This window comes from Micromonospora sp. NPDC093277, from assembly GCF_044765245.1.
Taxonomy (GTDB): Bacteria; Actinomycetota; Actinomycetes; order Mycobacteriales; family Micromonosporaceae; genus Micromonospora.
On record NZ_JBIWJO010000003.1, the window covers coordinates 265,734 to 292,156 of the forward strand.

Annotated in this window: 22 protein-coding genes and 1 pseudogene; 12 read left to right on the top strand and 11 right to left on the bottom strand. The window is 74.7% G+C overall.

The features are described from left to right. Positions 1 to 64 precede the first annotated feature (64 nt). The 4 genes from ACIRG9_RS09175 to ACIRG9_RS09190 are packed head-to-tail and all read right to left on the bottom strand — an operon-like array spanning position 65 to position 2,859. Positions 65 to 961 (bottom strand): carotenoid biosynthesis protein, encoded by an 897-nt coding sequence (locus tag ACIRG9_RS09175; protein ID WP_402853068.1) that lies wholly within the window; start codon positions 959 to 961, stop codon positions 65 to 67. 23 nt (positions 962 to 984) lie between these two features. Then, positions 985 to 1,563 (bottom strand): GNAT family N-acetyltransferase, encoded by a 579-nt coding sequence (locus ACIRG9_RS09180; protein ID WP_402852535.1) that lies wholly within the window; start codon positions 1,561 to 1,563, stop codon positions 985 to 987. Next, complete coding sequence (locus ACIRG9_RS09185; protein WP_402852538.1) at positions 1,560 to 2,312, bottom strand: monooxygenase; 753 nt, start codon at positions 2,310 to 2,312, stop codon at positions 1,560 to 1,562. Before ACIRG9_RS09185 ends, ACIRG9_RS09180 begins: the two co-directional genes overlap by 4 nt. Before the next feature lie 37 nt (positions 2,313 to 2,349). Next, positions 2,350 to 2,859, bottom strand: coding sequence for a YbaK/EbsC family protein (locus ACIRG9_RS09190; RefSeq protein ID WP_402852541.1), 510 nt, complete (start codon positions 2,857 to 2,859; stop codon positions 2,350 to 2,352). Positions 2,860 to 3,080: 221 nt separating this feature from the next. On the opposite strand from ACIRG9_RS09190, the gene ACIRG9_RS09195 reads away from it, so the two are divergent. Next, positions 3,081 to 3,725 (top strand): lysophospholipid acyltransferase family protein, encoded by a 645-nt coding sequence (locus ACIRG9_RS09195; protein ID WP_402852544.1) that lies wholly within the window; start codon positions 3,081 to 3,083, stop codon positions 3,723 to 3,725. A 105-nt stretch (positions 3,726 to 3,830) separates the two neighbouring features. Continuing rightward, on the top strand, positions 3,831 to 3,965 hold the full coding sequence (locus ACIRG9_RS09200; protein WP_402852547.1) for a hypothetical protein: 135 nt from the start codon (positions 3,831 to 3,833) through the stop codon (positions 3,963 to 3,965). Here ACIRG9_RS09200 and ACIRG9_RS09205 read toward each other — a convergent pair. The 3 genes from ACIRG9_RS09205 to ACIRG9_RS09215 are packed head-to-tail and all read right to left on the bottom strand — an operon-like array spanning position 3,947 to position 6,695. Next, on the bottom strand, positions 3,947 to 4,759 hold the full coding sequence (locus ACIRG9_RS09205; protein ID WP_402852550.1) for an FAD:protein FMN transferase: 813 nt from the start codon (positions 4,757 to 4,759) through the stop codon (positions 3,947 to 3,949). The two genes, ACIRG9_RS09200 and ACIRG9_RS09205, sit on opposite strands and share 19 nt — an antisense overlap. Positions 4,760 to 4,773: 14 nt before the next feature. Continuing rightward, positions 4,774 to 5,274, bottom strand: a complete 501-nt coding sequence (locus ACIRG9_RS09210; protein ID WP_402852553.1) for an FMN-binding protein — start codon at positions 5,272 to 5,274, stop codon at positions 4,774 to 4,776. A gap of 26 nt (positions 5,275 to 5,300) precedes the next feature. Further along, complete coding sequence (locus ACIRG9_RS09215) at positions 5,301 to 6,695, bottom strand: ferric reductase-like transmembrane domain-containing protein (protein ID WP_402852555.1); 1,395 nt, start codon at positions 6,693 to 6,695, stop codon at positions 5,301 to 5,303. A 553-nt stretch (positions 6,696 to 7,248) separates the two neighbouring features. Between ACIRG9_RS09215 and ACIRG9_RS09220 the strand changes: the two genes are divergently transcribed. The 4 genes from ACIRG9_RS09220 to ACIRG9_RS09235 all read left to right on the top strand — a co-directional run bounded on the left by ACIRG9_RS09220 (position 7,249) and on the right by ACIRG9_RS09235 (position 13,953). Next, positions 7,249 to 7,746, top strand: a complete 498-nt coding sequence (locus tag ACIRG9_RS09220; protein WP_402852558.1) for an SAV_6107 family HEPN domain-containing protein — start codon at positions 7,249 to 7,251, stop codon at positions 7,744 to 7,746. A 143-nt stretch (positions 7,747 to 7,889) separates the two neighbouring features. After that, on the top strand, positions 7,890 to 8,654 hold the full coding sequence (locus ACIRG9_RS09225) for a hypothetical protein (RefSeq protein WP_402852561.1): 765 nt from the start codon (positions 7,890 to 7,892) through the stop codon (positions 8,652 to 8,654). 157 nt (positions 8,655 to 8,811) lie between these two features. Next, on the top strand, positions 8,812 to 10,533 hold the full coding sequence (locus tag ACIRG9_RS09230; RefSeq protein WP_402852564.1) for a DNA polymerase Y family protein: 1,722 nt from the start codon (positions 8,812 to 8,814) through the stop codon (positions 10,531 to 10,533). A gap of 18 nt (positions 10,534 to 10,551) precedes the next feature. Further along, entirely contained in the window at positions 10,552 to 13,953 is a 3,402-nt protein-coding gene (locus ACIRG9_RS09235; protein ID WP_402852567.1) for an error-prone DNA polymerase, read from the top strand. 39 nt (positions 13,954 to 13,992) lie between these two features. Here the strand turns inward: ACIRG9_RS09235 and ACIRG9_RS09240 are convergent, their stop codons facing one another. Further along, the gene (locus tag ACIRG9_RS09240; RefSeq protein ID WP_402852570.1) at positions 13,993 to 14,712 is read right to left on the bottom strand and encodes a sulfite exporter TauE/SafE family protein; all 720 of its coding nucleotides are present in this window, start codon (positions 14,710 to 14,712) and stop codon (positions 13,993 to 13,995) included. Positions 14,713 to 14,893: 181 nt separating this feature from the next. Between ACIRG9_RS09240 and ACIRG9_RS09245 the strand changes: the two genes are divergently transcribed. From ACIRG9_RS09245 to ACIRG9_RS09265, 5 genes and pseudogenes are all read left to right on the top strand, one after another. Further along, positions 14,894 to 15,070 carry a hypothetical protein gene (locus tag ACIRG9_RS09245; RefSeq protein WP_402852572.1) on the top strand — a complete coding sequence of 59 codons (177 nt, stop codon included), beginning with the start codon at positions 14,894 to 14,896 and terminating at the stop codon, positions 15,068 to 15,070. A gap of 14 nt (positions 15,071 to 15,084) precedes the next feature. Next, a complete protein-coding gene (locus tag ACIRG9_RS09250) occupies positions 15,085 to 15,834 on the top strand; it encodes a methyltransferase domain-containing protein (RefSeq protein WP_402852575.1) in 750 nt (249 codons plus the stop codon). A gap of 24 nt (positions 15,835 to 15,858) precedes the next feature. Beyond that, positions 15,859 to 16,154, top strand: a pseudogene (locus tag ACIRG9_RS09255) (alkaline phosphatase family protein); the annotation flags it as partial. A gap of 90 nt (positions 16,155 to 16,244) precedes the next feature. Beyond that, positions 16,245 to 17,504, top strand: a complete 1,260-nt coding sequence (locus tag ACIRG9_RS09260) for a DNA polymerase IV (protein WP_402852578.1) — start codon at positions 16,245 to 16,247, stop codon at positions 17,502 to 17,504. Between the two features lie 115 nt (positions 17,505 to 17,619). After that, entirely contained in the window at positions 17,620 to 18,012 is a 393-nt protein-coding gene (locus ACIRG9_RS09265) for a DUF3040 domain-containing protein (protein WP_091196162.1), read from the top strand. 247 nt (positions 18,013 to 18,259) lie between these two features. On the opposite strand, the gene ACIRG9_RS09270 is transcribed toward ACIRG9_RS09265, so the two are convergent. The 3 genes from ACIRG9_RS09270 to ACIRG9_RS09280 are packed head-to-tail and all read right to left on the bottom strand — an operon-like array spanning position 18,260 to position 23,088. Continuing rightward, complete coding sequence (locus ACIRG9_RS09270) at positions 18,260 to 20,722, bottom strand: DUF3488 and transglutaminase-like domain-containing protein (RefSeq protein ID WP_402852582.1); 2,463 nt, start codon at positions 20,720 to 20,722, stop codon at positions 18,260 to 18,262. A gap of 16 nt (positions 20,723 to 20,738) precedes the next feature. Beyond that, on the bottom strand, positions 20,739 to 22,037 hold the full coding sequence (locus ACIRG9_RS09275) for a DUF58 domain-containing protein (protein ID WP_402852585.1): 1,299 nt from the start codon (positions 22,035 to 22,037) through the stop codon (positions 20,739 to 20,741). Position 22,038: 1 nt separating this feature from the next. Next, positions 22,039 to 23,088 (bottom strand): AAA family ATPase, encoded by a 1,050-nt coding sequence (locus tag ACIRG9_RS09280; protein WP_402852588.1) that lies wholly within the window; start codon positions 23,086 to 23,088, stop codon positions 22,039 to 22,041. Positions 23,089 to 23,480: 392 nt separating this feature from the next. Here ACIRG9_RS09280 and leuS point away from each other — a divergent pair, with 392 nt between their 5' ends. Further along, entirely contained in the window at positions 23,481 to 26,345 is a 2,865-nt protein-coding gene (gene leuS, locus ACIRG9_RS09285; protein ID WP_402852591.1) for a leucine--tRNA ligase, read from the top strand. Positions 26,346 to 26,423: the final 78 nt, after the last annotated feature.

Sequence of the window (26,423 nt, forward strand, 5' to 3'; positions counted from 1 at the left end):
CTCGCCTCCCTGCGGTCGGCGACGCCATGAGGCACCGACGCACTGAGCTGGCTGATTCGCTCGCTCATGCCGGCGCGTTGACGCCGGGGCGGGCCGTCGAGGTCATTTCCCGGCGGTCGCCGGCCCGGCGGCGGCCGCGCAGCAGCGCCACCGCCAGCGGCGCGGCGGCCACCGCCATGCCGATCCCGCCCCAGACCGCCGAGGCCGGCAGCCGCAGGAAGACCGCGTGCGCCAGCACGCTGGCGGCGTACGTCCACAGATAGAGCGCGAACATCGGCGCGTCCCGCCGGTCGGTGCGGTCGACGGCCGGCCCGGCCAGCGGGCGCAGCGCCGCCGCCAGCAGCACCGCGAAGAGCAGCCAGCCGAGGTAGTTGCTGGCCGGGACTCCGGGCAGCCCGGGCAGGGCCGGGGAGGCGTCCCGCCACACCCAGTAGCCCTCGGCCACCATCTGCGGGTCGAGGAAGAGGTCCCAGGCGGCCAGCCCGACCGCGGCCAGCGCGATCCGGCCGGCGCTTCGACAACTCCAGGTCGGCACGTCTGGCGCCGCGCGGCGACCTGGAGCCGCGCCACGACCTGGACCTGGAGCCGTCGTCGGTCCGGGTGGCGTTCCGACAGCCGGGTAGGCGGTGATCCGGACCGCGGTGAGCCAGGCCGGCCAGGCCATCCAGGTCCACGCCAGGGGGATGATCAGCGGCACCCCGGCCAGCTTCGGGCCCAGTTCGCCGGAGTAGCCGTAGCCGCCGAACGGGAAGCCGGTGGCCACCCCGAGCGCCTCGACGGCGAACCCGCCGCCGGTGGCCACCGCGACCAGCGCGACCGCGGTACGCGTACCCCGGGTGAGCAGCGCGTGGCCGACGGAGAGCAGGTATCCGAGCACGACGGTGGCCATGGTCAGCCCGGCCCGGGTGGCACCGGTGGTGAGCGGGTAGCAGATCTGGGCGAGGACCAGGACGGCCAGCATCGCCCAGGGCAGCCGGCCGCGGCTCACGACGTGGCCGCACCCGGTGCGACGGCGGGGTCCGGTGGCGGCAGCGGCAGGTCCCGGCCGAGCACCCCGAACGGTCGCTCGTCGCCGGGGAAGTGGAAGTCGCGCAGGAGGTCGACGAAGCCGAACCGGCGGTACAGCCGCCAGGCCCGGGACCGCTGCTCGTCCGCCTCCGGGGTGGAGAGCAGCGCCGTGCTCCCCTCCGCCATGGTGAGCAGGGCGCGGAGCTGGCCGGCGCCGAGGCCGTGCCCCTGCGCGGGTGGACGGACGTGCAGCTCCACCACCTCGAAGGAGTGGGGCAGCCAACGCCGCCGGGCCTCGGTGCCCAGCGCCCGGTGCACCTGGTCGTGCCACCACTGCCCGGCGGCGCCGCGGTAGCCGTACCCGAAGCCGGCCAGGTGTCCCTCGCTGGTGAGGCTGGCCACGGCGCGGAAGCCGGGACGGCGGACGTGGGTGGCGATGTAGCCGCGCCGGGCCTCCAACAGGTCCGCGCGGTAGCCCATCGCCTCGCCGTAGACGGCCACCACGTCGTCCAGCCGCCGGACCAGGTCGTCCGGCGTCCACCGCACCAGCCTCATGCGTGTCCTCTCACCGATTCCGGGTCGCCCTCGGCGGCCCATCCCAACACCGCGAGGTCCCCGACCACGTCACCCACCGCGAACCGCGCGAACAACTCCTCCGCGTACCACCCCTCGGCGGCGGTGCGCGTGATCGCGGCGCGGTGCTCCGGGTGACGGTACGCGAACGCGACCAGGTCCGCCGTGTCCCGCCACACGGTCACCGTGCCCTGCCAGCCCAGCGGCGCCTCGCCGACACCGAAGCGGGCGAGCAGCCCGGGCGCGCCGGGCAGGGCGGCGGCCACCGGCGGGACGGCCCGCCAGAAGGTGACCGCCCGGCGGGCCCGCAACCGGGCCCTGGTCAGCGCCAGGACCGGACCGGTGACCGGGCCGCAGGAGGGCTCGCCGAACGGCCGGTGGCCGGACCATTCGCCCCGGCTGGTCAGCGGGCGCAACTCCACCCGCGCGCAGGAGCGGGCGAGCCGGGCCCAGGAGCGGCCGACCGGGGAGGTGTCGAAGCCGGCCGCCGCGGTGGGGGAGTCCCAGGCAACCAGGGCGGCCCACCGGGTCAGGTCGGCGTCGCCGGGGCCGAAGCCGGTGCCGGTCCCGGTGCCGAGCAGCTTGGCGAACCGTACGCCGGGGATCCGGCGCAGCCGCCACGGGTGCACCGCCATCCGGGCCAGGGCCCGGGGGACCGCCGGTCGGGGGATCCGCCACACGTGCAGCGTGACGAGCCCAGGAGCGCCGAGCCTGCCGGTTTGCTCGCTCACGCCACCGCCACGCTACTGAGCCTGATGGTTCGCTCGCTCACGCCACCTCTGCCGGGGTGCCGGCGGTGATCCGCAGCAGCTCCGCGTACGTGGTGGGGAAGACCGCCTGCGGTACGCCGCCGGCCGCCCACACCTCGTCGTACGCCGCCAGGGCGGTGTCGACCACGGTACGCAGCGGCTCGGGGTGGCCGACCGGGGCGACCCCGCCGATCACCTGGCCGGTGTGCCGCTTGACGAACTCGGGGGTGGCCCGGCGCAGCCGGGTGATCCCGAGGGACGCGGCCAGGCCGGCGGTGTCCACCCGGTGCGCGCCGGAGGTGAGCACCAGCAGCGGCGCGTCGTCCGCGTCGAAGATGAGCGAGTTGGCGATGGCGCCCACGCCGACGCCGAGCGCCTCGGCTGCCGCCGCGGCGGTGTGCACCGCCTCGGGCAGCAGGCGGACCCGGCTGGCGGCACCGGATGCGTCCCGCGCGCCCGCGTCGTCGAGCGTCCGTTGCACCGTCCGTACGTTCGGGTGTACCGCCGGCACGTCTGGCTGTGACTGCATGGCGCTCATTGTGCTTCCTGTCCCGCTCCGCCCCACACCCGCCTGGGCGGGTGTGGGGCGGCGTGGTTCGCCCGCCACCTGGTAGACATTGTCTACGGCGCTCTGGTAGACACCTCTCCGTTGCCGCGTGCCGCGCTGGGCGCCTGTCCTGGGCCCGCCGCGACACCCGCCCGCCATTGAGAACGGGGCTGCCAGTGCTGGTGCAGGGGATCGTACGAAGAGTGATCGCGCCACTCGCCCGGCTCCTCTACCGGCCGGTCGTCGAGGGGCGCGAGAACGTGCCGGAACGTGGGCCGGTGATCCTGGCGGCCAACCACCTCTCCTTTCTCGACAGCGTCGTGATCCCTCTGGTGGCACCACGGCCGGTGGCATTCCTGGCCAAGGCCGAGTACTTCCGGCGGCCCGGGTTCCTGGGCTGGCTGACCCGGACCTGCCTCACCGGGATCGACGCCGTGCCGGTGCCGCGGGGTGGCCACCGTGCCGCACAGGAGTCGTTGGAGGCGGCGCGCGGCATCCTCGCGGCCGGGCAGGCGTTCGGCATCCACCCGGAGGGCAGCCGTTCCCGGGACGGGCGGCTCTACCGAGGGCGTACGGGCGTGGGGTGGCTCGCGCTGGCCTCCGGGGCACCGGTCGTCCCGGTCGCGGTGGCCGGCACCGATCGGATCCAGCCGGTCGGTGCCCGGCTGCCCCGGATCGGGCGGATCACCGTACGCTTCGGCACCCCGCTGCACTTCACGCCGGGGCAGGTCAGCGCCGGTCAGGCCCGGCGTGCCGTCACCGACGAGATCATGGCGGCGATCCAGGAACTGTCCGGTCAGGAGTTGGCCGAGGGCTACAACGAGCTCTCCGCCACCACCGTCGGCTGACCCCCGAACCGCCGGGAGGGCGCGGGGCGTGATTCGTCTGCGCCGTCAGTTCCGAAGGCGGCGAACACCTGTCGCCGCGCCGGCGGGACGGTGGTGGCACGGGCGGTGATCAGCGAGATGCCGTCGAGGATGCGGGCGAACCGGCTGCTGGCCGCCCGGCCGGTCCGGGCGATGCTGGTCCGCGGCACCGGCGCGCTGGCCACCGATGCCGGGCTGCCCGACTACCCGGCCCGGGTCTGAACGACCGGCCGGGAGCCGGGCCAGCCAGGGGTGGCCCGGACCCGGCCGGCGGCGTCCACCAACAGCGCCGCGTACCCGTCCAGGGTGGCCAGCCAGTCGAGTGCGTCCGCGCCGCGGGCGACGGCCGCGGTCGCGTACACGTCGGCCCAGAGCAGCTCGGGGCCGACCACGGTGACCGACCGGACGGCCTCGGCGGGCCGGCCGGCGTGCGGGTCCAGGATGTGCGCGCCGCGCCGCGCGGTGCCCGAGGTGGCGACCGCGCCGTGCGTCCGCTCGACGACATCGAGCAGTTGTTCGGGGTGGTCGGGGTCCTCGATCCCGACCCGCCAGGCCGGCCGGCCCGGCGCGGTGCGCAGCAGCACGTCGCCGCCGGCGTTGAAGCAGAGGTCGTGGTCGGGCAGGTCGGTCAGCCACCGCGCGGCCCGTTCCACCGACCACCCCTTGACCAGCCCGGACGGGTCGAAGCCGAGGCCGCCGCCGGGCAGCGGCAGCCGCCGGGCGTCGAACCACCCGTCGGTACGGGTACGGGCCAGCTCACAGAGCTCCACCACCTCGCGCACCACCGGCTCGGCGATGGCCGGGTCGGGCATGGCGCCGCCGAGCCGGCCCAGCACGCTCTCCGGCCGGTACGTGCTGAACACCGCGTCCACCTCGCCCAGTTCGGCGAAGACCCGCTCCACCCGCTCCGCCACCGCGTCGGTGTGCACCCCGGGCCCGCGCAGGTGCACGCTGACCGGCAGCCCCATCACCTGCACCACCCAGGCCCGCCGCTCGGGCTCCGTCGCCAGGTTCATTGTCGCCACCCCGCTCACTTCAGATGCGCCGCGTCGATCGCGGACTGGAGGGACTCGCGGTAGCCGTCACTGGTGACGGTCGCGCCGGAGACGGTGTCGATCTGGGCGCTCTGCGCGGCCAGGGCCTCCTGCCGCAGGATCGGCACCGCGTAGTCGTTGATCTCCTGGTCCCGGCGGTTGCCCGCCGGCAGCTGCACGGCGCGGACGTCGCTGATCTTTCCGCCGGAGACGGTGATCTTCACCTGCACCGGCCCCCACCGGGTCTGCGCCACCGATCCGGTGGCCGCGCCGTTGCCCGACCCGGTGGCCCTGCCGCCGTCGTTGGACGACCCGCCCGACGGGCCCGACCCGGTGGAGCCGTCCTCCGTGCCGGTCCAGGAGCTGCCGGCCGAGCCGTCGGAGCCGGTGGCGATCGCGCTGTTCTCCCCGCCCGGGCCCATGGTGCTGGTCTTGTAGCTGAACAGCAGCACCACGACGGCCACGGTGGAGAGCAGCCAGAGGGTGATCCGGCGCACCGATCCTCCTAGTGGGTTCGCGCCTGTCACCAGGCGAAGCGTTCGTGATGGACATGCGCGTCGGGGACCCCGGCCGTGCGGGCGGCGGCACGGGCGGCGTCGACCCAGCCGTCCGGACCGCAGAGGAAGACGTCGTGCCCGGCGACGCCGGGGGAGAGCCTACGCAGGGCCTCCGCGTCGGACATCCCTTCGGCGTACGCCGGCAGCCAGGACGGGCGCCGCGCCCGCGGGCCGACCAGATGGTGCACGACCAGCCCGCGTTCCGCGGCGAGCCGGTCCAGCTCCGCCCGGAAGGCCAGGTCCTCCGGGGTACGCGCGCGGTAGAGCAGCACCGCCTGCCCGGGGGCGTACGGCAGCTCCCAGAACAGCGCCAGCAGCGGGGTGATCCCGACCCCGCAGGCGAGCATGGTGATCCCGCCGCCGCGCCAGTGCTCCCCGGTCAGCCGCCCGTACGGGCCCTCGACCAGCACCCTCGTGCCGGGGCGCAACGCGGCCATCCGGGCACTGCCGTCGCCGAGGTCCTTGACGGTGATCCGCATCAGGTCCCCGTTCGGCGGCGCCGACAGCGAGTACGGGTGCGCCCGGGACCAGCCGGGGCCGTCCAGGAACCGCCAGAGGAGGAACTGCCCGGCCCGGACGGGCAGCCGGTGCAGGTCGCGCCCGCGCAGCCAGACCGAGGTGACCCCGGGTGCCTCGGGGACCACCGCGGCCACCTCGATCCGGTGCCGCAGCGAGCGCCACGCGGGCAGCCCGAGCCGGTAGACCAGCACGCTGGCCAGCGCCAGTAGGTAGACCGTCCACCAGTAGGCGCTGGCCGCCGCCGAGCCGACGAGGTCGGCGCCGGTCCAGAGCTGGTGCGGCAGCGCCAGCCCGACGCCGAGGTACGCGTACAGGTGCAGCAGGTGCCAGGACTCGTAGCGCAGCCGGCGCCGGGCCGCCCGGACCGAGGTCACCACCACCAGCACCAGCAGGGCCAGCGCCGCGGTGGCCAGCAGCATCCCGGGATACGTGGCGACCAGGTCCCAGGTTTCGGCCAGTACGCCCTGCCGGGCGGTGCCGGCGTACCCGAGGACGGTCAGCGCCACGTGGGCGAGGAGCAGGTTGAAGGAGGTGAAGCCGGCCAGCCGGTGCCAGCGGGCGATCCGGTCCTGGCCGAAGCTCCGCTCGATCAGCGGCACCCGGGCCATCAGCACCACCTGGACGAGCATCAGGTCGGCGCTGATCAGGCCGGCGAGCCGGCCGAGCGAGGTGAGACCGGTGGCGGGGCCGGCCAGCAGCTCCTGGACACCCCGGTCGGCGGTCCAGAGGGCGGTGACGGCCAGCATGCTGAGCACCGCGACGCTGCCGGCGACGTCGGCCCACCAGGCGGGAGTCGCCGGCAGGGCGCGGCGTACGGCGCGCCGGTCGGCGACGGCGGTCAACGGGCGTTCCCTTCGGTGCGGCTGGCGGCGTTCATGGCGTCCACCCTGGGCCGGGGAACTCGGCTTTCGCTTTGCCGATGCTGTGCGCCACCTGAGAATCCTTCGGCCGGTGGGCGTGTCGCCGGCAACTCGCGGGCCGGACGGCGGATCGGCACGCCGGCGGGCACACGTTGCTTTTTCGTCGGTGGGGAGGTGTACTGTCAGGGTAGTTAGAACGAGTGTTCGATTCGGTCGTACGCCCGTTCCAACGTCGGGAGCGGTGTTTCGCGGCGCCGGCTCCCGGGAGGGTGCGGTTCCGCGGACCGCCCCCGGGGTTCCGGACAGTCGCGAGTCCGGGCCCGTCAGGCAGGATCGTCGCCCGCCGCCCACGACCCCCGGGCGGCGGGCGACGGACCCGCCGGTACAGCCGGCCGGGTGTGGTGTGGGGAAGCGTCCACACCCGGCCGGCCCCACCCGGTGCGTCTTCCTCCGCACCACCCGCTCCGGGCGTCCCGCCGGCGGATCCATCCGTCGCGCGGTCCGCCCGCCCCGGCCCACCCGCGGAGGAGAGACCATGCCGACCAGTCCGGCCCAGGCACCGGCGGTGCCCGCGCACGTGCTGCCGCACCGCACCCCCGCCCAACTGCTCGTGGTGGCCCGCCACGGGCTGGCCGAGGCGGGCCGGACCCGTCCCGACGGCCTCCGGTACGCCGCCGCCCACCTCGCGGCGCTGCGCGCCGCCGCCGCCCTGATCGCCGCCCGGGCCCGCCCCACGCCGACCCGGCGCAGCCGGATCACCAGCGTCTGGGTCCTGCTCGCCGCCGTCGCCCCCGAGCTCGACGAGTGGGCCAACTACTTCGCCGTCGGGGCGGGCAAGCGCGCCGCCGCCGAGGCCGGCATCCCCCGGGTGGTCACCGCCCGGGAGGCCGACGACCTGCTCCGCGCCGCCGAGCAGTTCGTGGCCGTGGTGGAGACCGCCCTCGGCCTGCAACCGGCGCTCGACGGTCTGTTCCCGCCCCTCCGGCTCGGCGGGTCTGACGCCACGGAGCGGCCCGGAACGGCCGCCGCCTGACCGGGCGACGTCCGGCCACCCGACGGGGAGGCGGGTGGCCGGACGCGCCGCGCCCGGTCCGGCGGATGCCCGCCGTACGTGGAGATCCAGCAGCACCACCACGGGTCGTGCCCGTGGGTAACACGCGACAGGGGGTAGGTCCAATGGCGGGCCGCATGGTGGTCGGTTCCGCCGCACTGGCCGAGCTGGTACGGCCGGCGAGCGCGCCCGACCCGGCGGGCGGTCACCGGGTGCTGCCCGTCCGGCCCGAGCTGACCGGGCTGCTGCCCCACCGCGGGCTGCGACGCGGCAGCACCATCGCGGTCGGTGCCGGGCAGTCCCGGCACAGCGGCGGGACGTCCCTGATCCTCGCGCTGCTCGCCGAGGCGTCCCGGGCCGGCTCGTGGTGCGCCGTGGTCGGGGTGCCCACCTTCGGGGCCGGTGCGGCGGCCGAGGCCGGGATCGCCCTGGACCGGCTCGCCCTGGTGCCGCACCCCGGGCCCGAGTGGCCCACCGTCGTCGCCGCGCTCATCGACGGCGTCGACGTGGTGGTCACCGCCGTGCCGGCCACGGTCTCCGCCTCCGTCGCCAACCGGCTGGCCGCCCGGGCCCGGCAGCGCGGCAGCGTGCTCGTCCCGTACGGCCGGTGGGACGGCGCGGACGTCACGCTCCAGGTGGTCCGGGGGGTCTGGGAGGGGCTCGGGCCGGGCCGGGGGCGGCTGCGCCGCCGGGAAGTGACCGTCTCGGCGCGCGGGCGGGGCGCGGCAGCCCGTCCCAAGGAGATCAAGGTCTGGCTGCCCGGCGACGAGTTGACCCGGGTCATCCCCCGGGCGACCGGTGCCGCCGCCCGCGCCGTCCCGCCCCGGCTCCGGGTGGTGGCGTCGTCCGCCCCGGCTGCCCGGCCCCGCACCGCGGTCGAGCCGGCATGAGCGAGCGTCAGCGAGTGAATCATCGGGCGCGGTGTGGTGGTGCCTCATGACGGCACGGAGCGCAGCGGAGTGGCGGCATGAGCGAGCGGAGTGAGCGAATCATCGGGCGCGGTGTGGTGGTGCCTCATGACGGCACGGAGCGCAGCGGAGTGGCGGCATGAGCGAGCGGAGTGGTACGCCGGTGCGGACCCTGCTGCTCTGGTGCCCGGACTGGCCGGTCCTCGCCGCCGAGATCGTCGACGGGGTGCCCGCCACCGGGCCGGTCGCGGTGCTGCACGCCAACCGGGTGGTCGCCTGCTCCGAGCGGGCCCGCGCCGAGGGCGTACGCCGGGGGCTGCGCAAGCGGGAGGCGCAGGGGCGCTGCCCGCAGCTCACCGTCGTCGACCACGACGCCGGCCGGGACGCCCGGGCGTTCGAGCCGGTGGTGGCCGCCGTCGAGGAGGTGGCCGCCGGGGTGGAGGTGATCCGCCCCGGGGCCTGCGCGTTGGCCGCCCGGGGGCCGAGCCGGTACCTCGGCGGGGAGGAGGCGGCGGCCGAGCGGATCGTCGAGCACATCGCCCAGACCTGTGCGGTGGAGAGCCAGGTCGGCGTCGCCGACGGGGTCTTCGCCGCCGGGCTGGCGGCCCGGGAAGGGCGGATCGTGCCGCCCGGCGGAACCCCGGAGTTCCTGGCCGCGCTGCCGGTCGAGGCGCTTGGCCGGCCCGCCCTGACCGACCTGCTGCGCCGGCTCGGGGTGCGTACCCTCGGCGACTTCGCCGCGCTGCCCGCCGGCGACGTGCTGGCCCGGTTCGGCTTCGACGGGGCGCTGGCCCACCGGCTCGCCGCCGGCCGGGACCACCGGCCGCTCGCGGTCCGGCAGCCGCCGGCCGACCTGACGGTCACCGCCGAGTACGACGAGCCGGTCGACCGGGTCGACGCCGCGGCGTTCGCCGCCCGAGCGCTGGCCGAAGAGCTGCACGAGCGGCTCGCCGCGTACGGGCTGGCCTGCACCCGGCTCGGCATCGAGGCGGTCACCGCGCACGGCCAGGAGCTGCACCGGGTCTGGCGGCACGACGGCCTGCTCACCGCCGCGGCCATCGCCGACCGGGTCCGCTGGCAGCTGGACGGCTGGCTCTCCGGCAGCACCGGCCGGGGTGGCACCCGCCCGGCCCGCCCCACCGCAGGGATCATCCGGCTGCGGCTGGTGCCGGACGGGGTGCTCGCCCAGGCCGGCCTGCAACCCGGGCTGTGGGGGGAGACCGGTGAGGAGCGGGAGCGGGCGCACCGCGCGCTGAGCCGGGTGCAGGGCATCCTCGGCCCCGAGGCGGTGGTCACCGCCGTGCTCGGCGGCGGACGCTCCCCGGCCGACCAGGTACGCCTGGTGCCGTGGGGCGACGAACGACTGCCCGCCCGCCCCGGCCCGCCGCCGCTGCCCGCCGGCCCAACGGACGAGGCGGCCTCGCCGGCCGGGGCGGTGCCATCGGGCGGAGCCGCGCGTTCGGGCGGGGTGGCGCCGACGGCCGGGGTGGCGCGGTCTGGTGGAGCCGCGCGGCCGGGCGGGGTGGCGGCGGTTCCGCCGTGGCCGGGGCGGCTGCCGCCGCCCGCGCCGGCCGTGGTGCTGCCGGCCCTGCTCCTCGCCGCCGTGCACGACGCCGCCGGTGAGCCGGTCGTGGTCAGCGCCCGGCTGGCGGTGAGCGCCGCGCCCGCGCGGCTGACCGTCGGCACCGGCCGGCCGGCCGAGATCGCCGGCTGGGCCGGCCCGTGGCCGGTGGACGAGCGCTGGTGGGCGCCGGCCGAGGCCCGGCGTCGGGCCCGGTTCCAGGTCTGCCTCGCCGACGGGACCGCCCTGCTGCTCGCCGTCGAGGCCGGTCAATGGCTGCTGGAGGCGATCTATGACTGACCGCCGCGGGGTGGGTCGGTGAGTTTTCACAACCCGAATCTGTCCTGGTCGGAGCTGGAACAGGTGCTCTCCGGCCGGCCCCGCGGTGGGCGGTCCGGTCGGAGCCGGTCCCGGGACGAGCGGCACCTGCACGTGGTGGACCCGCTCGCGGTGGACGCCGACGGCGGCGACTCCCCGGCGTGGAACCGCAAGCGGCAGCAGTACGAGCCGCCCGAGTTGCCCCGCCTGGACGACCCGGTGCCCTACGCGGAGCTGCACGCCCATTCCAACTTCAGCTTCCTCGACGGCGCCAGCCACCCCGAGGAACTGGCCGAGGAGGCCGTCCGGCTGGGGCTCACCGCGCTCGCCGTCACCGACCACGACGGCTTCTACGGCGTGGTGCGCTTCGCCGAGGCGGCCCGTGCGCTGCACCTGCCGACGGTCTTCGGCGCGGAACTCTCCCTCGGGCTGCCCGGCCCGCAGAACGGTGAGCCCGACCCGCACGGGTCGCACCTGCTGGTGCTCGCCCACGGCTACGAGGGGTACGCCCGCCTCGCCGCCACCATCTCCCGCGCCCAGCTGCGCGGCGGCGAGAAGGGCCGCCCGGTCTACGGCGAACTGGAGGAGGTCGCCGCCGAGCTGCGCGACCACGTGCTGGTGCTCACCGGCTGCCGCAAGGGGCACGTGCCCGGTGCCCTGCTCACCGAGGGTGTCGCCGCCGCCGCCCGGGAGCTGGACCGGCTCACCGCGCTCTTCGGCCCGGAGACGGTGGCGGTGGAGCTGACCGACCACGGCCACCCGGTCGACGCCGACCGTAACGACGCCCTGGCCGAGCTGGCCGCCTCGGCGGGGCTGCCCACGGTCGCCACGAACAACGTGCACTACGCCACCCCGGGGCGTCGCCGACTGGCGACCACCCTGGCCGCGGTCCGGGCCCGGCGCAGCCTGGACGAGATCGACGGCTGGCTGCCCGCCGCCGGCACCGCGCACCTGCGCAGCGGCGTGGAGATGGCGGCGCGGTTCGCCGCGTACCCGGGGGCGGTGGCGCGAGCCGCCGAGTTCGGCGCGGAACTCGCCTTCGACCTGCAACTGGTCGCGCCGCGGCTGCCGGCGTACCCGGTGCCGTCCGGGCACACCGAGATGAGCTGGCTGCGCAAGCTGACCATGGACGGCGCCCGGGAACGCTACGGCCCGCCCGAGGCGCACCCGGAGGCGTACGCGCAGCTGGAGCACGAGCTGCGCATGATCTCCGACCTCGGCTTCCCCGGCTACTTCCTGGTGGTCTACGACATCGTCACGTTCTGCCGCCAGCAGGACATCTACTGCCAGGGCCGGGGTTCGGCGGCCAACTCGGCGGTCTGCTACGCGCTGCGGATCACCAACGTGGACGCGGTCCGGCACCGGCTGCTCTTCGAGCGCTTCCTGGCCCCGGAACGCGACGGCCCGCCCGACATCGACGTGGACATCGAGTCCGACCGCCGGGAGGAGGTGATCCAGCACGTCTACGCCCGGTACGGCCGGGAGCACACCGCCCAGGTCGCCAACGTCATCTCGTACCGGCCCCGGTCGGCGGTGCGGGACGTGGCCAAGGCGTTCGGCTTCTCGCCCGGGCAGCAGGATGCCTGGAGCAAGCAGATCGACCGGTGGGGCTCGGTCGCGACGGTGGACGTGGCGGACATCCCCGAGCAGGTGGTGGCGTACGCCAATGAGCTGGCTGGTGGCTCGGGGAGGTGGGCGGGCTTTCCCCGGCACCTGGGCATCCACTCGGGCGGCATGGTGATCTGCGACCGGCCGGTGATCGAGGTCTGTCCGGTCGAGTGGGGGCGGATGCCCGGTCGCAGCGTCCTGCAGTGGGACAAGGACGACTGCGCCGCCGTCGGGCTGGTCAAGTTCGACCTGCTCGGCCTCGGCATGCTCTCCGCGCTGCACTACGGCTACGACATGATCGGGTCCCGGCTCGACCTGGGCGACATGACCCTGGACGATCCCGAGGTCTTCGCCATGCTCTGCCGGGCCGACTCGGTCGGGGTGTTCCAGGTGGAGAGCCGCGCCCAGATGGCCACCCTGCCCCGGCTCAAGCCCCGCGTCTTCTATGACCTGGTGGTGGAGGTGGCGCTGATCCGGCCCGGCCCGATCCAGGGTGGCTCGGTGCACCCGTACATCCGGCGCAAGAACGGCCAGGAGCCGGTGACCTTCCCGCACCCGCTGATGCGTAACGCGCTGGAGAAGACCCTCGGCGTGCCGCTGTTCCAGGAGCAGCTCATGCAGCTCGCCATCGACCTGGCCGGCTTCGACGCGGCCGGGGCCGACCAGTTGCGCCGGGCGATGGGGGCGAAGCGCTCGGTGGAACGGATGGCGCAGATCGCCGACCGGCTCTACGCGGGGATGGCCGAGCGGGGCATCACCGGCGAGCTGGCCGACGACGTCTACCGCAAGCTCACCGCGTTCGCCAGCTACGGCTTCCCGGAGAGCCACGCGATGAGCTTCGCCTACCTGGTGTACGCCAGCTCCTGGCTCAAGCGCTACCACCCCGGCCCGTTCCTGGCCGCGCTGCTCAACGCCCAGCCGATGGGCTTCTACTCGCCGCAGACCCTGGTCGACGACGCCCGCCGGCACGGCGTCGAGGTACGCCGGCCGGACATCAACGCCAGCGGCGCCAAGGCGGTGCTGGAGGCCACGCCGGAGACCCGGTGGGGGAGCCAGCCGGGGGAGCCGCCGCACGCCTGGGGGCTGGGCGGCCCGGCGGTCCGGCTCGGGCTGGCCAGCGTACGCACCCTCGGCGACGACGTGGCCGAGCGGATCGAGGCGGAGCGAGCGGCCAACGGGCCGTACCGGGGCATGCCGGACCTGGCCCGGCGGGTCGGCCTGACCGCCGCGCAACTGGAGGCGTTGGCCACCGCGGACGCCTTCGCCTGCTTCGGGCTGACCCGGCGACAGGCGCTCTGGTCCGCCGGCGCGGCGGCCCAGGACCGGCCGGGCCGGCTGCCCGGCACGGTGACCGGCGCGACCCCGCCCACCCTGCCCGGGATGGAGGCGGTGGACCGTCTCGTCGCCGACGTCTGGGCCACCGGCCTGTCTCCGGAGAGCCACCCGGCCCGGTTCGTCCGGGACCGGTTGGACGCCCTGGGCGCGGTGCCGATCGCCCGGCTCGGGCGGGTGGAGCCCGGCCGGCGGATCCGGGTCGGCGGGATTGTCACCCACCGGCAGCGGCCGGCGACCGCGGGCGGGGTGACCTTCCTCAACCTGGAGGACGAGACCGGCATGCTCAACGTCACCTGCTCACCGGGGCTGTGGCAGCGCTACCGGCGGGTGGCCCGGACCAGCGCGGCGCTGGTGGTGCGGGGCCGGCTGCAGCGGCACGAGGGTGTCACCAGCCTCGCCGCGGACCGGCTGGACGCGATCGACCCGCCGGTCACCCCGGCCTCCCGCGACTTCCGCTGAAAGGCGTGCTGATGCCGGACGAGGTCGGGTGGGGGCGGCTCATCCGGCCAGCGAGGCCAGCGCGGCGCCGGCGCTGCCGAGCAGCCCGACCAGCACGATCCGGCGGAACACCACCGGGTCGATCCGGCGGAACAGCCGGTTCCCCAGCCACCACCCGACCGGCACGGCGGGCAGCGCCGCGAGGGAGATCCACACCAGCTCGGCGCGTACCTGACCGGCGAGCAGGAATCCGGCCAGCCCGATGAGCCCGGTGCCGGAGAACGTCGCGGCCAGCGTCGCCCGGAAGGTACGCGGGTCGTAGCCGAGTGAATGGAACGCGGCGACCAGCGGCGGGCCGTTGGTGCCGGTGGCGGCCGTGAGCACGCCGACGAGCACGCCGACCGCGCCGAGTCCGAGCCGGCCGGTGCGGATCCGGGCGCGGCTGCCGACCAGCGCCGCGCAGCCCAGCACCACCACCGCGATCAGCGCGCTGAGCAGCCACTCCGGCGCGTACGCGAGCACCAGCAGGCCGGCCGGCAGACCGAGCAGGGCGGTCACGTTGAGCGCCGCCGCCACCCGCCACCGGGCGTACGCGCGCTCCCGGACGGCCGTGGTGAGGGTCAGCCCGATGCCGGTCAACGCCGAGAGCACGACCGCGCTGCGCGGGTCGACCGCGGCGGCCAGCAGCGGCACGGTCAGCAACGCGTACCCGAAGCCGCTGACCGCCTGGGCGAACGCCCCGAGCAGCACGATGCCGAAGGCGCTGAGCATGATGATCATCAGGCCAGCCTGGTCCGGGTGACGGGGGGCCGGCCGCAGGCACACAGCGCGGAGATCTTCGCCACACGGGGCCCGTGGTGGGCATGTTCTTGGTCACACCCGCGTTCCACCGGCCGACGGGCCGGAGATACCGTCCGCCACGTGGGCAGCGTGGCCCACGCGGGAAAGAAGGTGGAGAACAATGACGGGGAGCAACACCTATCGTGGCGTCGCCAACGCCCGTAGGACTCGGCTCGGTGCGGACTGGGCCCCGATGCACGAGACCGAGGTGCACGAGTACCCGGTGACCGACGGGCCGGTGGCCAACGCCCACCGCTCCCGCGCCGAGGAGGACCCCGCCGGAGGTGGCGAGTCCTGACCCGGGTGGCCCGGGTGACTAGGCTCGGCGGAGTGGAGCAGACCCGAACCCTGACCCCTCGTACCGCCGTGATCTGGGCAGTGCTCCGGGCCGAGTTGGACCGGCGGGCCGGCGAGCAGCTCACCGTGCTCGACGTCGGCGGCGGGACCGGCGGCTTCGCCGTCCCGCTCGCCGAGGCCGGGCACCGGGTCACCGTGGTCGACGCGAGTCCGGACGCGCTCGCCGCGCTGACCCGCCGGGCCGCCGAGGCCGGGGTCGCCGACCGGGTACGCGCGATCCAGGGCGACGGTGACGCGCTCGCCGGACTGGTCGAGCCGGCCACCGTCGACCTGGTGCTCTGCCATTCCGTGCTGGAGGTGGTCGACGACCCCGCCCCGGTGGTCGCCGCGCTGGTCGCCGCCCTGCGTCCGGGCGGCGCGGCCAGCGTCCTGGTCGCCGGCCGGGCCGCCGCCGTGCTGACCCGGGCGATGAACGGATACCTCGACGTCGCCGCCGCGCTGGCCGCCGACGCGGACGGCAGCGCCGGTCCCCGGGACACCCTGCGCCGCCGGTACGCCGCCGACGGGGCCGCGGCGCTGCTCACCGCCGCCGGGCTCACCGTCGAGGAGATCCACGGCGTACGCGTGCTCGCCGACCTGCTCCCGGCCGCGGTGGCGGACGGCCAGCCGGCCGCCCTGGTCGAGCTGGAGCGGGCCCTGGCGGCCCGGCCGCCGTACCGGGACCTCGCCGCCCAACTGCACCTGTTCGCCCGCCGCCCGGCATGACCGGCCCCGGCGGTGGATCCGTTCGAGGAGGTCGCGCCCCGCTACGGCGGCGGCAGCCTCGCCGAGATCCTGCCCAGCGCCCTCGCGGTGCTCGGCGTGCCCGGCGCGGCCGACCTGCTCGGCCGGGGACCCCGGCTGGCCGGGGTACGCCGGATCGCCGTGCTGCTGGTCGACGGGCTCGGCTGGTACCAGATCCCCACCGCCGCCCCGTACGCGCCGACCCTGGCCGGCCTGGCCGCCACCGTCGGCTCCCCGCTCACCTCCGGCTTTCCTCCACCACCCCGACCAGCCTGGTCACCCTCGGCGCCGGCACGCGGCCGAGATGACCATCCCGCTGCTGGTCGTTCGCGGCTGACCGGCTTCGGCCCGCCGGCGACCGGAGTGTCGGACCGGGCGGTTAGCCTGCCGGAATGGGCCGCAGCCAGTCGTTGCCCCGGGGCGGTGATCCGCGCTTCGGGCCGGACGCCGACGACACCGACTGCCCGATCCTGCACGTCGACATGGACGCCTTCTTCGCCTCGGTCGAGGTGCGCCACCGGCCCGAGCTGCGTGGCCGGCCGGTCGTGGTGGGCGGGATCGGGCCGCGCGGGGTGGTCAGCTCGGCCAGCTACGAGGCCCGCCGGTACGGCGTCCGCAGCGCCATGCCCACCGCCCGCGCCCGGGCGCTCTGCCCGCACGCGGTCTACCTGCCACCGGACTTCCCGCAATATTCCGCCGCCTCCCGGGCGGTGATGCGGATCTTCCGGGACGTCACCCCGCTGGTCGAGCCGCTCTCCCTGGACGAGGCGTTCCTCGACGTGGCCGGCGCCCGCCGGCTCTTCGGTTCCCCGTCCCGGATCGCCCGGCTGATCCGCCGCCGGGTCGCTGAGGAGCAGGGGCTCACCTGTTCGGTCGGCGTGGCGCCGAGCAAGTTCGTGGCCAAACTCGGCTCCACCCGGGCCAAGCCGGACGGCCTGCTCGTGGTGCCCGCCCCGCGGGTCCTGGAGTTCCTGCACCCGCTGCCGGTGGCGGCGCTGTGGGGCGTGGGGGAGCGTTCCGCGGAGGCGCTGCGCCGGCTCGGCCTGAACACCGTGGGCGAGCTGGCCGAGGCGCCGATCGGCCTGCTCCGCCGGGCGGTCGGCGAGGCGGCCGCGACCCACCTGCACGAGCTGGCCTGGGGGCGGGACCCGCGCCGGGTCTCCCCGGAGCAGGTGGAGAAGTCGATCGGCGCCGAGGTCACCTTCGACACCGACGTCACCGACCCGGCGGAGATCCGCCGCGCCCTGCTGGCACTGGCCGAGAAGGTCGGCACCCGGCTGCGCGCGGCCGGCCAGGTGGGGCGGACCGTGTCGCTCAAGGTTCGGCTGGCCGATTTCCGCACGGTCAGCCGGTCGCGCACCCTCACCGTGCCCACCGACACGGCCCGGGAGATGTTCGACACGGTGTGGGCGCTGTGGACCGCGCTCGCCCCCGATGAGCCGATCCGTCTGGTCGGCGTACGCCTGGAGGGGTTGGCCGCCGCCCAGGAGACGCCCCGCCAGCTCACCCTGGGCGCGCCCGAGCGCGGCTGGCGGGAGGCGGAGGCGGCGGCGGACGCGGCGGCTGCCCGATTCGGGCGGTCCGTCATAGGTCCGGCTAGTCTGCTCGGGAGGCGTGATCCGCGAAGGGTCGAAAAACCGAGCGGGCCATAGGTCGTCCCGCTTTCCGACGCGCGAGCCCCCTCGTAGACTTGCGGGTAAGCAGCCGGTTGGCTGCCACGGTCTGTCGGCCCGACCGGGCCGACCAACGTGACCGGGGAGGAGTGCCGTGCCGCTCTCGGAGCACGAGCAGCGGCTGTTCGAGCAGATCGAGCGGTCGCTTGCCGAGGATCCCAAATTCGCCTCGGCCGTGCGCGCCAGCGACCCGCGTTTCCACGCGCGGCGTCGCGTGCTCGTCGCTGCCGGCGTGGTCATCGCTGGTCTGGCCCTGTTGATCTACGGAGCCGTGATCAAGACGCCCCCGCTGGCCGTGGCGGGCTTTGTCGTCATGCTGGCCTCACTGGGCTACGCGGTGCAGTCGCACCGGCGGTCCCAGTCGCCCGACCTGCACGTGGTGGGCGGCACGACAAGCCGTCGCACCCGGGGTCGGACGGGCCGGCGGGGTTCGTTCCTCGACCGGATGGAGGATCGTTGGCGGCAGCGCCCGGAGGGGCACCGCTGACCACGTCCCGCCGTTGAGGCGGGTCCCGCACGCGACGGCGCGTCGCCGGAAACTGGCCGGCGAGCGTGGTCACTTCTTCCTGCCGCTCGAACCAGCGTCACCTCGGCCGCGGGCGGGCGACGCGGGATGCGGCAAGTTGGGGTCCCCCGGAGGCCCGGATACGCCCACCTGCCGCACCTGGAGTGGGTCATGTGGACGCCGATGATCCCCGTCCGCCGGCGGGGGAGCGCCGGCGGACGGGGACCGGTCAGCGGGCCGGGCGGTTCGCCAGCAGTCGCCGCGGGTTCCAGCGCAGCAGCCGCTGCCGCACCTGCCCGCCACCGGTGACCAGCCGGGACGAGCGCTCCGCCGCCGCGGTACGCCAGCGCAGCAGCACCGACGGCGGCAGCAGGGCCGCCATGATCCGGGTACGCCGATCCGCCCGTTCGGCCAGCGCCCTGCGCACCGCCCGCAGGGCCGGGTGCAGGGCCTCGCCGGTGAGCGGGTCGCGGGCGTAGCGGGCCCGCTCCTCGGCCCGGCCGAGCAGCCGAACCCCGTCGACCGCCCCGGCCTCCTCGGAGAGGGCCGCCCGGGCCAGCCGTTCGGCGGTCGCCCGGGGGGTCTCCGTCCCGTCGACGCGGACCTGGAAGTCGACCAGGGTGTCCAGCAGTTCGTCCCAGGCGGCGTGCGCGTCCGCGCGGGCCCGGTCGGCGTCCACCCCGACCACGATGTCGCGTACCCCACCACTCGGGCCCGGGACGCTGGCCAGCGCGGTGGCCGCCGGCGTCGGAGCCCAGGCCCGTCGCCGCCGGCGCAGCACGGACCTGCGCAGTGCCGGCAGCGCGAGCAGCGCCAGCAGGGCGACCAGGCCGGCCGCCCACCACGGCCAGACCGGCGACTGCCGGGTGGCGCCGCCATCACCGAGGGAGAGGCCCTGGTCGATGTCCTTGTCAAGCGGGTCCCGGCCGCGCGGGCCGGCCGAGGGGCCGACCCCGCCCGGGGCGGAGGTGCCTCCAGCCGACGGGGCGACCTCGTCCGGGGCGTCCGCGTCCGGAGCCCAGGCCGACCGGACCGAGCCCTGCACGCTGGCCGCCGGGGTGGCGTCGAACGGCACCCAGCCGATGCCGCTGAAGTAGACCTCCGTCCAGGCGTGCAGGTTCTTGTTGGTCAGCACGTAGCTGCCGCCGGAGTTGCTGCCGTTGGTGAAGCCGAACGCCACCCGGGCCCGGATGCCGGCCGCCCGGACCAGCCAGGCCATCGCGGCGGCGTACTGCTGGCAGAAGCCCACCTTGGTGGTGAGGAAGTCGGTGATGTCGTCACCGCTGGTACCACCCTCGGTGGAGAGCGAGTAGCTGAACCCGTTCTCCACCGAGAAGTAGTCGTAGATCGCGCGGACCTTGTCGTAGTCGTTCTGCTTGCCCTCGACCAGCCGCTTGACGAGTTGGTCGACCGCGGGGACCGGCGGCGGGACGGGCTGCTGGACCAGCACCGGATCGTCGGACGGCAGGGAGGGTGCCGCGCTCAGCACCGACGGGGTGTACGTCGAGCGGACGTAGTCGAACGAGTAGCGCTTGCCCCGCGAGTTCTCGCGGTTGGAGAAGATGATCTGGAGGTTCGGGTCGTAGAGCCAGTTGCCACCGAGGTTGTCGGTCTTCACCGGCTCGGCGTAGACCGGCAGCAGCGGCATGTTGAGGTTCTTCACCTCGACCGTGGCCCGGTAGCGCTGCCGCTCGACGCCGCGGTCGGGCCGCTCCGACGGGTCGGGCAGGTTCCGGTTCACCGGCCGTCCGGCGGGTGCGCGGTCCCGGAAGCCGGCCGGGCCCAGCTCGTCGGCCACCCCGAAGCGCAGATAGAACGGCGCCGGCTCGTTGGTGGTGACCTTGACCAGCTCGGTCACCTCGTTCTGGTTGAGCTGGCCGCTGAGCGCGGCGAACAGGTCGATCCGGCCGGGATTGCCGCCCTGGCCGGACCGGCCGTTGCCGTTGCCGGCCGCGTCGCCGATCGTGTCCAGCAGCCCGCCGGCCATACCGGGCACGGCCAGTGGCAGCGCCACCGCGAGAGCCACCCCGACCACGGCCAGCCGGCGACCCGCCGCGGCCAGCGGCGACGCCTCCCAGACGTCGACGTCGCGGCCCTCGCCGGTGAACCGGCGGCCGAACCGGCGTACCCGGTCGACGTTGTCGGTGACCAGCAGCCACAGGTAGCCGCAGGCGCCCACCACGAACGGGGTGGCCGGGACGCTGTCCACGTAGACCGCCACCGGCACCGAGTAGATGGCGAGCATCGGCAGCCCGGCCAGCGCCGGCCGGCGCAGCCCGACGGTGAGCACGTCCACCACCACCGCCACGACGCCGACGCCGAGCACGGTGAGGAAGAGCAGCGAGTCGACGTCCTTCACCTTCACGCCGTACGTGCGCATGTCCTGCATGGACGCGCCGAGCAGCTCGCCGAAGTGGCCGAAGGTGGCCGGGGTGGGCACGAGCGCCAACAGTTCGCTGCCGCCCGGGAAGAGCCAGGTCAGGGCGATGACGAGGCCGGCCAGCATGGCCAGGACCTGACCCCACAGGGGTGCCCGGGCCAGCCGGCTCAGCGCGGCGGCGGCGGCCACCGCGGCGACCGCGATGGCCGCCTCGATCAGCCACGTCCAGCGTTGGAAGATCGCCGACAACGGCGCCGCGGCCAGCAGGGTCGCCGCCGCCGCGACGAAGCCGAGGTTGCGGTGCGCGGTCACGCGTTTGTCCTTCCGGTCATCGCACGCCCCCGGCCACCGTCTCCGCCAGCGCCGCCCGCAACGCGAAGCCCTGCGAGCCGCGGGCCGCCTGCGGCCAGTGCATGGGCAGCCGGTCGCCGTGCGTCACGCCGATCATGCGCCATCCGCTCTGCAACAGGGCGAGCGCGGCGGTGCCGTGCGCGCGTTCCGCCTCGGCCCGGGCCTTCGCCGGCAGGTTCAGCCAGGTGGTGCTGTCGAGTAGGAAGCCGACGCAGGTCGCGCCGTTGCCGCGCAGGCCGGCCAGCAGTTCCGCCTCGGCGGTGCTCAGCGTGCCGAACAACGCGATGATCAGCCCGCCGTCGGCCCGCTGCCGGACCTGCTGCACCAGCGTGGTGATCTCACCGCGCTGGGCCAGGCGTACGTCGGCGAGGTGGTCGAGGAACAGGCCCTCGCCGGCCGCCTCGGTGGCGTCCACGTCCACGCCGGAGCCGGTGACCAGGCGCAGCTTGTAGCCGGCTTGGCGCAGGTGCACGGCGATGCTGGCGGCGGCCGAGACCGCCCATTCGAAGCTGGCCGTCGGCCCGTCACCGCGGTGCCCGGCGGCGCGGGTGTCCAGGATGAGCGTGGCCCGGCTCTCCCAGGGCTGCTCCTCCCGGCGCACCATCAGCTCACCGGTGCGGGCCGTCGACTTCCAGTGCACCCGGCGCAGGTCGTCGCCCATCCGGTACTCCCGGGTGGCGGCGTCGTCCTCGCCGTGCACCGCGACCGAACGGGCCCGGCTGTCGCCGCTGCCGGCGTACTCGCCGGGGAGGCGGATCGCCGGCAGCGGGGTGACCTGCGGGATGACCGTGAGGTGGTCGATGCTGGGGAAGGCGCGGCTGAGTTCGCAGAGCCCGAACGGGTCGGTCAGCCGGATCACCAGCGGGCCCACCTCGTACCGGCCGCGCACGTCGGCCCGGACGGTGTACGCCACCGAGCTGGCCTGGTGTGCGCCGAGGCGCTCCAGCACCACCCGGGGCCGGCTGCCCAGCGCGTACGGCAGCCGGTCCTCCAGCAGCAGGGTGCCGGTGGGCAGCCGGGACAGGTTCTGCAGGCGCAGCACCACCCGGGAGCTGGCCCCGACCGGCACCCGGTGCGGCTCCAGCGAGCGGTTGCAGGCGAGCTTGTAGCGGCTGCGACCCACGTAGGCCGCCGCGAGCAGCGGCAGGATGGCGAGCAGGACGGCCACCCGGAGCAGGTCCCGCTCGCCGAGGATGGCGGCGGAGAGGGCGGCGGCGACCGCGGCCGCCAGGAAGGAGCGGCCGCGGGTGGTCAGCCCGCGCAGCCCGTCGCGCACCTCACGGCCTCCGCGGCTCGAACGGCCCACGGTTGTTGCCGCCGGGCCGGTTCTCGTACGAGGAGCGCTTACGGTCGGTCGGCACCGGCAGCCGGTGCACCAGCTCGGCGACGATCGCGTCGGTGGTGCGCCGGGCCAGCTGCGCGTCGGCGGTCGGGATGATCCGGTGCGCCAGCACCGGCACCGCGAGGGCCTGCAGGTCGTCCGGGAGGACATAGTCCCGCCCCTCCAGGGCGGCCACCGCGCGGGCGGTGCGCAACAGCTGGAGGGTGGCCCGCGGGGACGCGCCGAGCCGCAGGTCGGGTGCCTCGCGGGTGGCGGTGACCAGGTCGATGGCGTACTGCTTGACCGCGTCGGCGACGTGCACCTGCCGGACGTGGCCGATGAGCTGGCGGACGGTGGCCGCGTCGGAGACCGGGCGCAGCTCGTGCAGCGGGTCGGTGGCGCCGTGGCCGTCCAGCATGGCCAGCTCGGCCCCCGCGTCCGGGTAGCCCATCGCGATCCGGGCGGTGAACCGGTCGCGCTGCGCCTCCGGCAGCGGGTACGTCCCCTCCATCTCGATCGGGTTCTGGGTCGCGATCACCATGAACGGGGTCTGCAGCTGGTAGGTGACGCCGTCGACGGTGACCTGCCGCTCCTCCATGCATTCGAGCAGGGCGGACTGGGTCTTCGGCGAGGCCCGGTTGATCTCGTCGCCGACGACCAGGTTGGCGAAGACCGCGCCCGGGCGGAACTCGAAGTCGTGCGTCTCCTGGTTGTAGACGCTGACCCCGGTGACGTCGCTGGGCAGCAGGTCGGGGGTGAACTGGATCCGCCGTACCGAGCAGTCGATCGAGCGGGCGAGGGCCTTGGCGAGCTTGGTCTTGCCCACGCCCGGCACGTCCTCGATCAGCAGGTGGCCCTCGGCGAGCAGCACGGCCAGGGCGAGCCGGACGGTCGCGGTCTTGCCCTCGATGACCTGCTCGATGTTGGCCACGATGGCTTCGCTGGCAGTGCGGAACTCGTCGTGCGGCAGCAGGCCGCCCACCTCGTCCCAGGTCTGTTGTGTCACGGGCCTCCTCCTCGTCGCCTGGACGGCAGCTCTGAATAGAGCACCTGGACCCGCCGTTGGGTTCGCGACGCCGAGCCTCTTTTGCCGCAGAAATCTCACTGGCCTCTCAGGCTAACCATGTTTGTCCTCCGAGCCGACCCCCGCAGGCGGTCGGTCGCTTACGCCCGGAATATCCCCCGGACCGGGGGAATGTCCCGGTCGGTGGAGCGGGCCGGATGACCGTCGGGCCGGAGGAGTACACTGCCGGTCATGGCCGGAGCCTTCCTGCTTCTTACCGAGCCGTGCTGATGCGCTGAGCGCGCGACAGCACGGCGGCCCCTCCTGCGCGAGGGGCTTTTTCGTGTCCGCAGCAGACCTCCCGAATCCGACATGACCCGCGCCGAGGAGACGCCATGAGTGAGGCAGCCGCACCGGCGACCGACATCCCCCCGTTCCGGTACACCGCGACCCTGGCCGCGCAGATCGAGCAGAGCTGGCAGGACACCTGGGAGCGGGAGGGCACCTTCCACGCGCCGAACCCGACCGGGCCGCTGGCCGACCCGAGTCACCCGCGCGCCGGTGCCGAGAAGCTGTACGTGCTGGACATGTTCCCGTACCCGTCGGGCGCCGGCCTGCACGTGGGCCACCCGCTGGGCTACATCGGCACCGACTGCTTCGCCCGCTACCAGCGGATGACCGGGCGCAACGTGCTGCACGCGATGGGCTTCGACGCGTTCGGCCTGCCCGCCGAGCAGTACGCGGTGCAGACCGGCACCCACCCCAGGACCACCACGGTGGCGAACATCGAGCGCTACAAGGCGCAGCTGCGCCGGCTGGGCCTGGCCCACGACGAGCGCCGCTCGGTGGCCACCATCGACACCGACTTCTACCGCTGGACCCAGTGGATCTTCCTGCAGATCTTCAACTCCTGGTACGACCCGGACGCGCAGCGGGCCCGACCGGTCGCCGAGCTGATCGCCGAGTTCGAGGGCGGCGCCCGGTCCACCCCGGACGGCCGCCCCTGGGCCGAGCTGACTGTGGCCGAGCGGCGGAAGATCGTCGACGACCACCGGCTGGCGTACGTCTCGGAGGCGCCGGTGAACTGGTGCCCGGGGCTGGGCACCGTGCTGGCCAACGAGGAGGTCACCGCCGACGGCCGCTCCGAGCGGGGCAACTTCCCGGTCTTCAAGCGGAACCTGAAGCAGTGGATGATGCGGATCACCGCGTACGGTGACCGGCTGCTGGACGACCTGGACAAGCTGGACTGGCCGGAGCCGATCAAGCTGATGCAGCGCAACTGGATCGGGCGGTCCACCGGCGCGCACATCGAGTTCCCGGCCTCGACCGCTGATTCCGGCGTTGCGGGCGAAGCCCGCATCAAGGTCTTCACCACCCGGCCGGACACCGTCTTCGGGGCCACCTACATCGTGCTGGCCCCCGAGCACGAGCTGGTCGACGTGCTGGTGCCGGGCGCCTGGCCGGAGGGGACGAAGGAGGCCTGGACCGGCGGGCACGCCAGCCCGCGGGAGGCCGTCGAGGCGTACCGGAAGGCCGCCGCGGCCAAGACGGACGTGGAGCGACAGGCGGAGACCCGGGAGAAGACCGGCGTCTTCGTCGGCGCGTACGCGACCAACCCGGCGACCGGCGCGGGTATCCCGATCTTCATCGCCGACTACGTGCTGGCCGGCTACGGCACCGGCGCGATCATGGCGGTGCCCGCCCAGGACGAGCGGGACTGGGACTTCGCCGAGGTCTTCGACCTGCCGATCGTGCGGACCGTGCAGCCGTCGGAGGGCTTCGCCGGCAAGGCGTACACCGGGGACGGCCCGGCCGTCAACAGCGCCGCGCCCGACCGAGGCCTGGACCTGAACGGCCTGGTGGTGGCCGACGCCAAGGCCCGGATCATCGAGTGGCTGGAGGCCAACGGGCACGGCACCGGCGCGGTGACCTGGCGGCTGCGGGACTGGCTGTTCTCCCGGCAGCGCTACTGGGGCGAGCCGTTCCCGATCGTGTACGACGAGACCGGCACCCCGATCGCGCTGCCGGAGTCGATGCTGCCGGTCGAGCTGCCCGAGGTGGACGACTTCTCGCCGCGCACGTTCGACCCGGCGGACGCCGCGAGCAACCCGGAGACCCCGCTGTCCCGGCGGCGCGACTGGGTCGAGGTGGAGCTGGACCTGGGTGACGGGCCGAAGCGCTACACCCGGGAGACCAACGTGATGCCGCAGTGGGCCGGCTCCTGCTGGTACGAGCTGCGCTACCTGGACCCGACGAACAGCGAGCGCTTCGTCGACCCGGAGAACGAGGCGTACTGGATGGGCCCGCGCGGCGCGGGTGATAGCGGTGGCACCGACCTGTACGTGGGCGGCGCCGAGCACGCGGTGCTGCACCTGCTGTACGCCCGGTTCTGGCACAAGGTCCTGTACGACCTGGGCCACGTCACCAGCATCGAGCCGTTCCGCAAGCTGTTCAACCAGGGCTACATCCAGGCGTACGCCTACACCGACGCCCGGGGCGCCTACGTGCCCGCCGAGGAGGTCGTCGAGGTCGACGGCCGCTTCTTCCACGGCGAGAGCGAGGTCAGGCGCGAGTACGGCAAGATGGGCAAGTCCCTGAAGAACGTCGTCACGCCCGACGAGATGTGCGCGGCGTACGGCGCGGACACCTTCCGGGTGTACGAGATGTCGATGGGTCCGCTGGAGGTGTCCCGCCCGTGGGAGACCCGGGCGGTGGTCGGCTCGTACCGGTTCCTGCAGCGGGTCTGGCGGGCGGTCGTCGACGAGCAGAGCGGCGAACTGCGGGTCACCGACGCGCCGGCCGACGAGGAGACCCGCCGGCTGCTGCACAAGGTCGTCGACGGGGTTCGCGGCGACATGGCGGCGATCCGGTTCAACACCGCGATCGCAAAGCTGATCGAGCTGACCAACGGGCTGACCCGGCTGTCGGCGACGCCGCGCGAGGTGGCCGAGCCGCTGGTGCTGATGCTGGCGCCGTTCGCCCCGCACATCGCCGAGGAGCTGTGGCGGCGGCTGGGCCACGACACCTCCCTGGCGTACGCGGACTTCCCGACCGCCGACCCCGCGCTGCTGGTCGCCGAGACCGTCACCTACCCGGTGCAGGTCAACGGCAAGGTGCGCGGCCGGATAGAGGTGCCCGCCGACGCGGCCGAGGACGACGTCCGCACCGCCGCCCTGGCGGCGGTCCAGGGTTCGCTGGGCGGCAAAGAACCCCGCAAGGTCATCGTCGTCAAGGGCCGCATGATCTCCATCGTCGCCTGACCCCCCCGCGCTCCGTTCGGCAGTTTCACGGAAAGAGTGGCTATTCCGCCGAGAATGGCCACTCTTTCCGTGAACCAG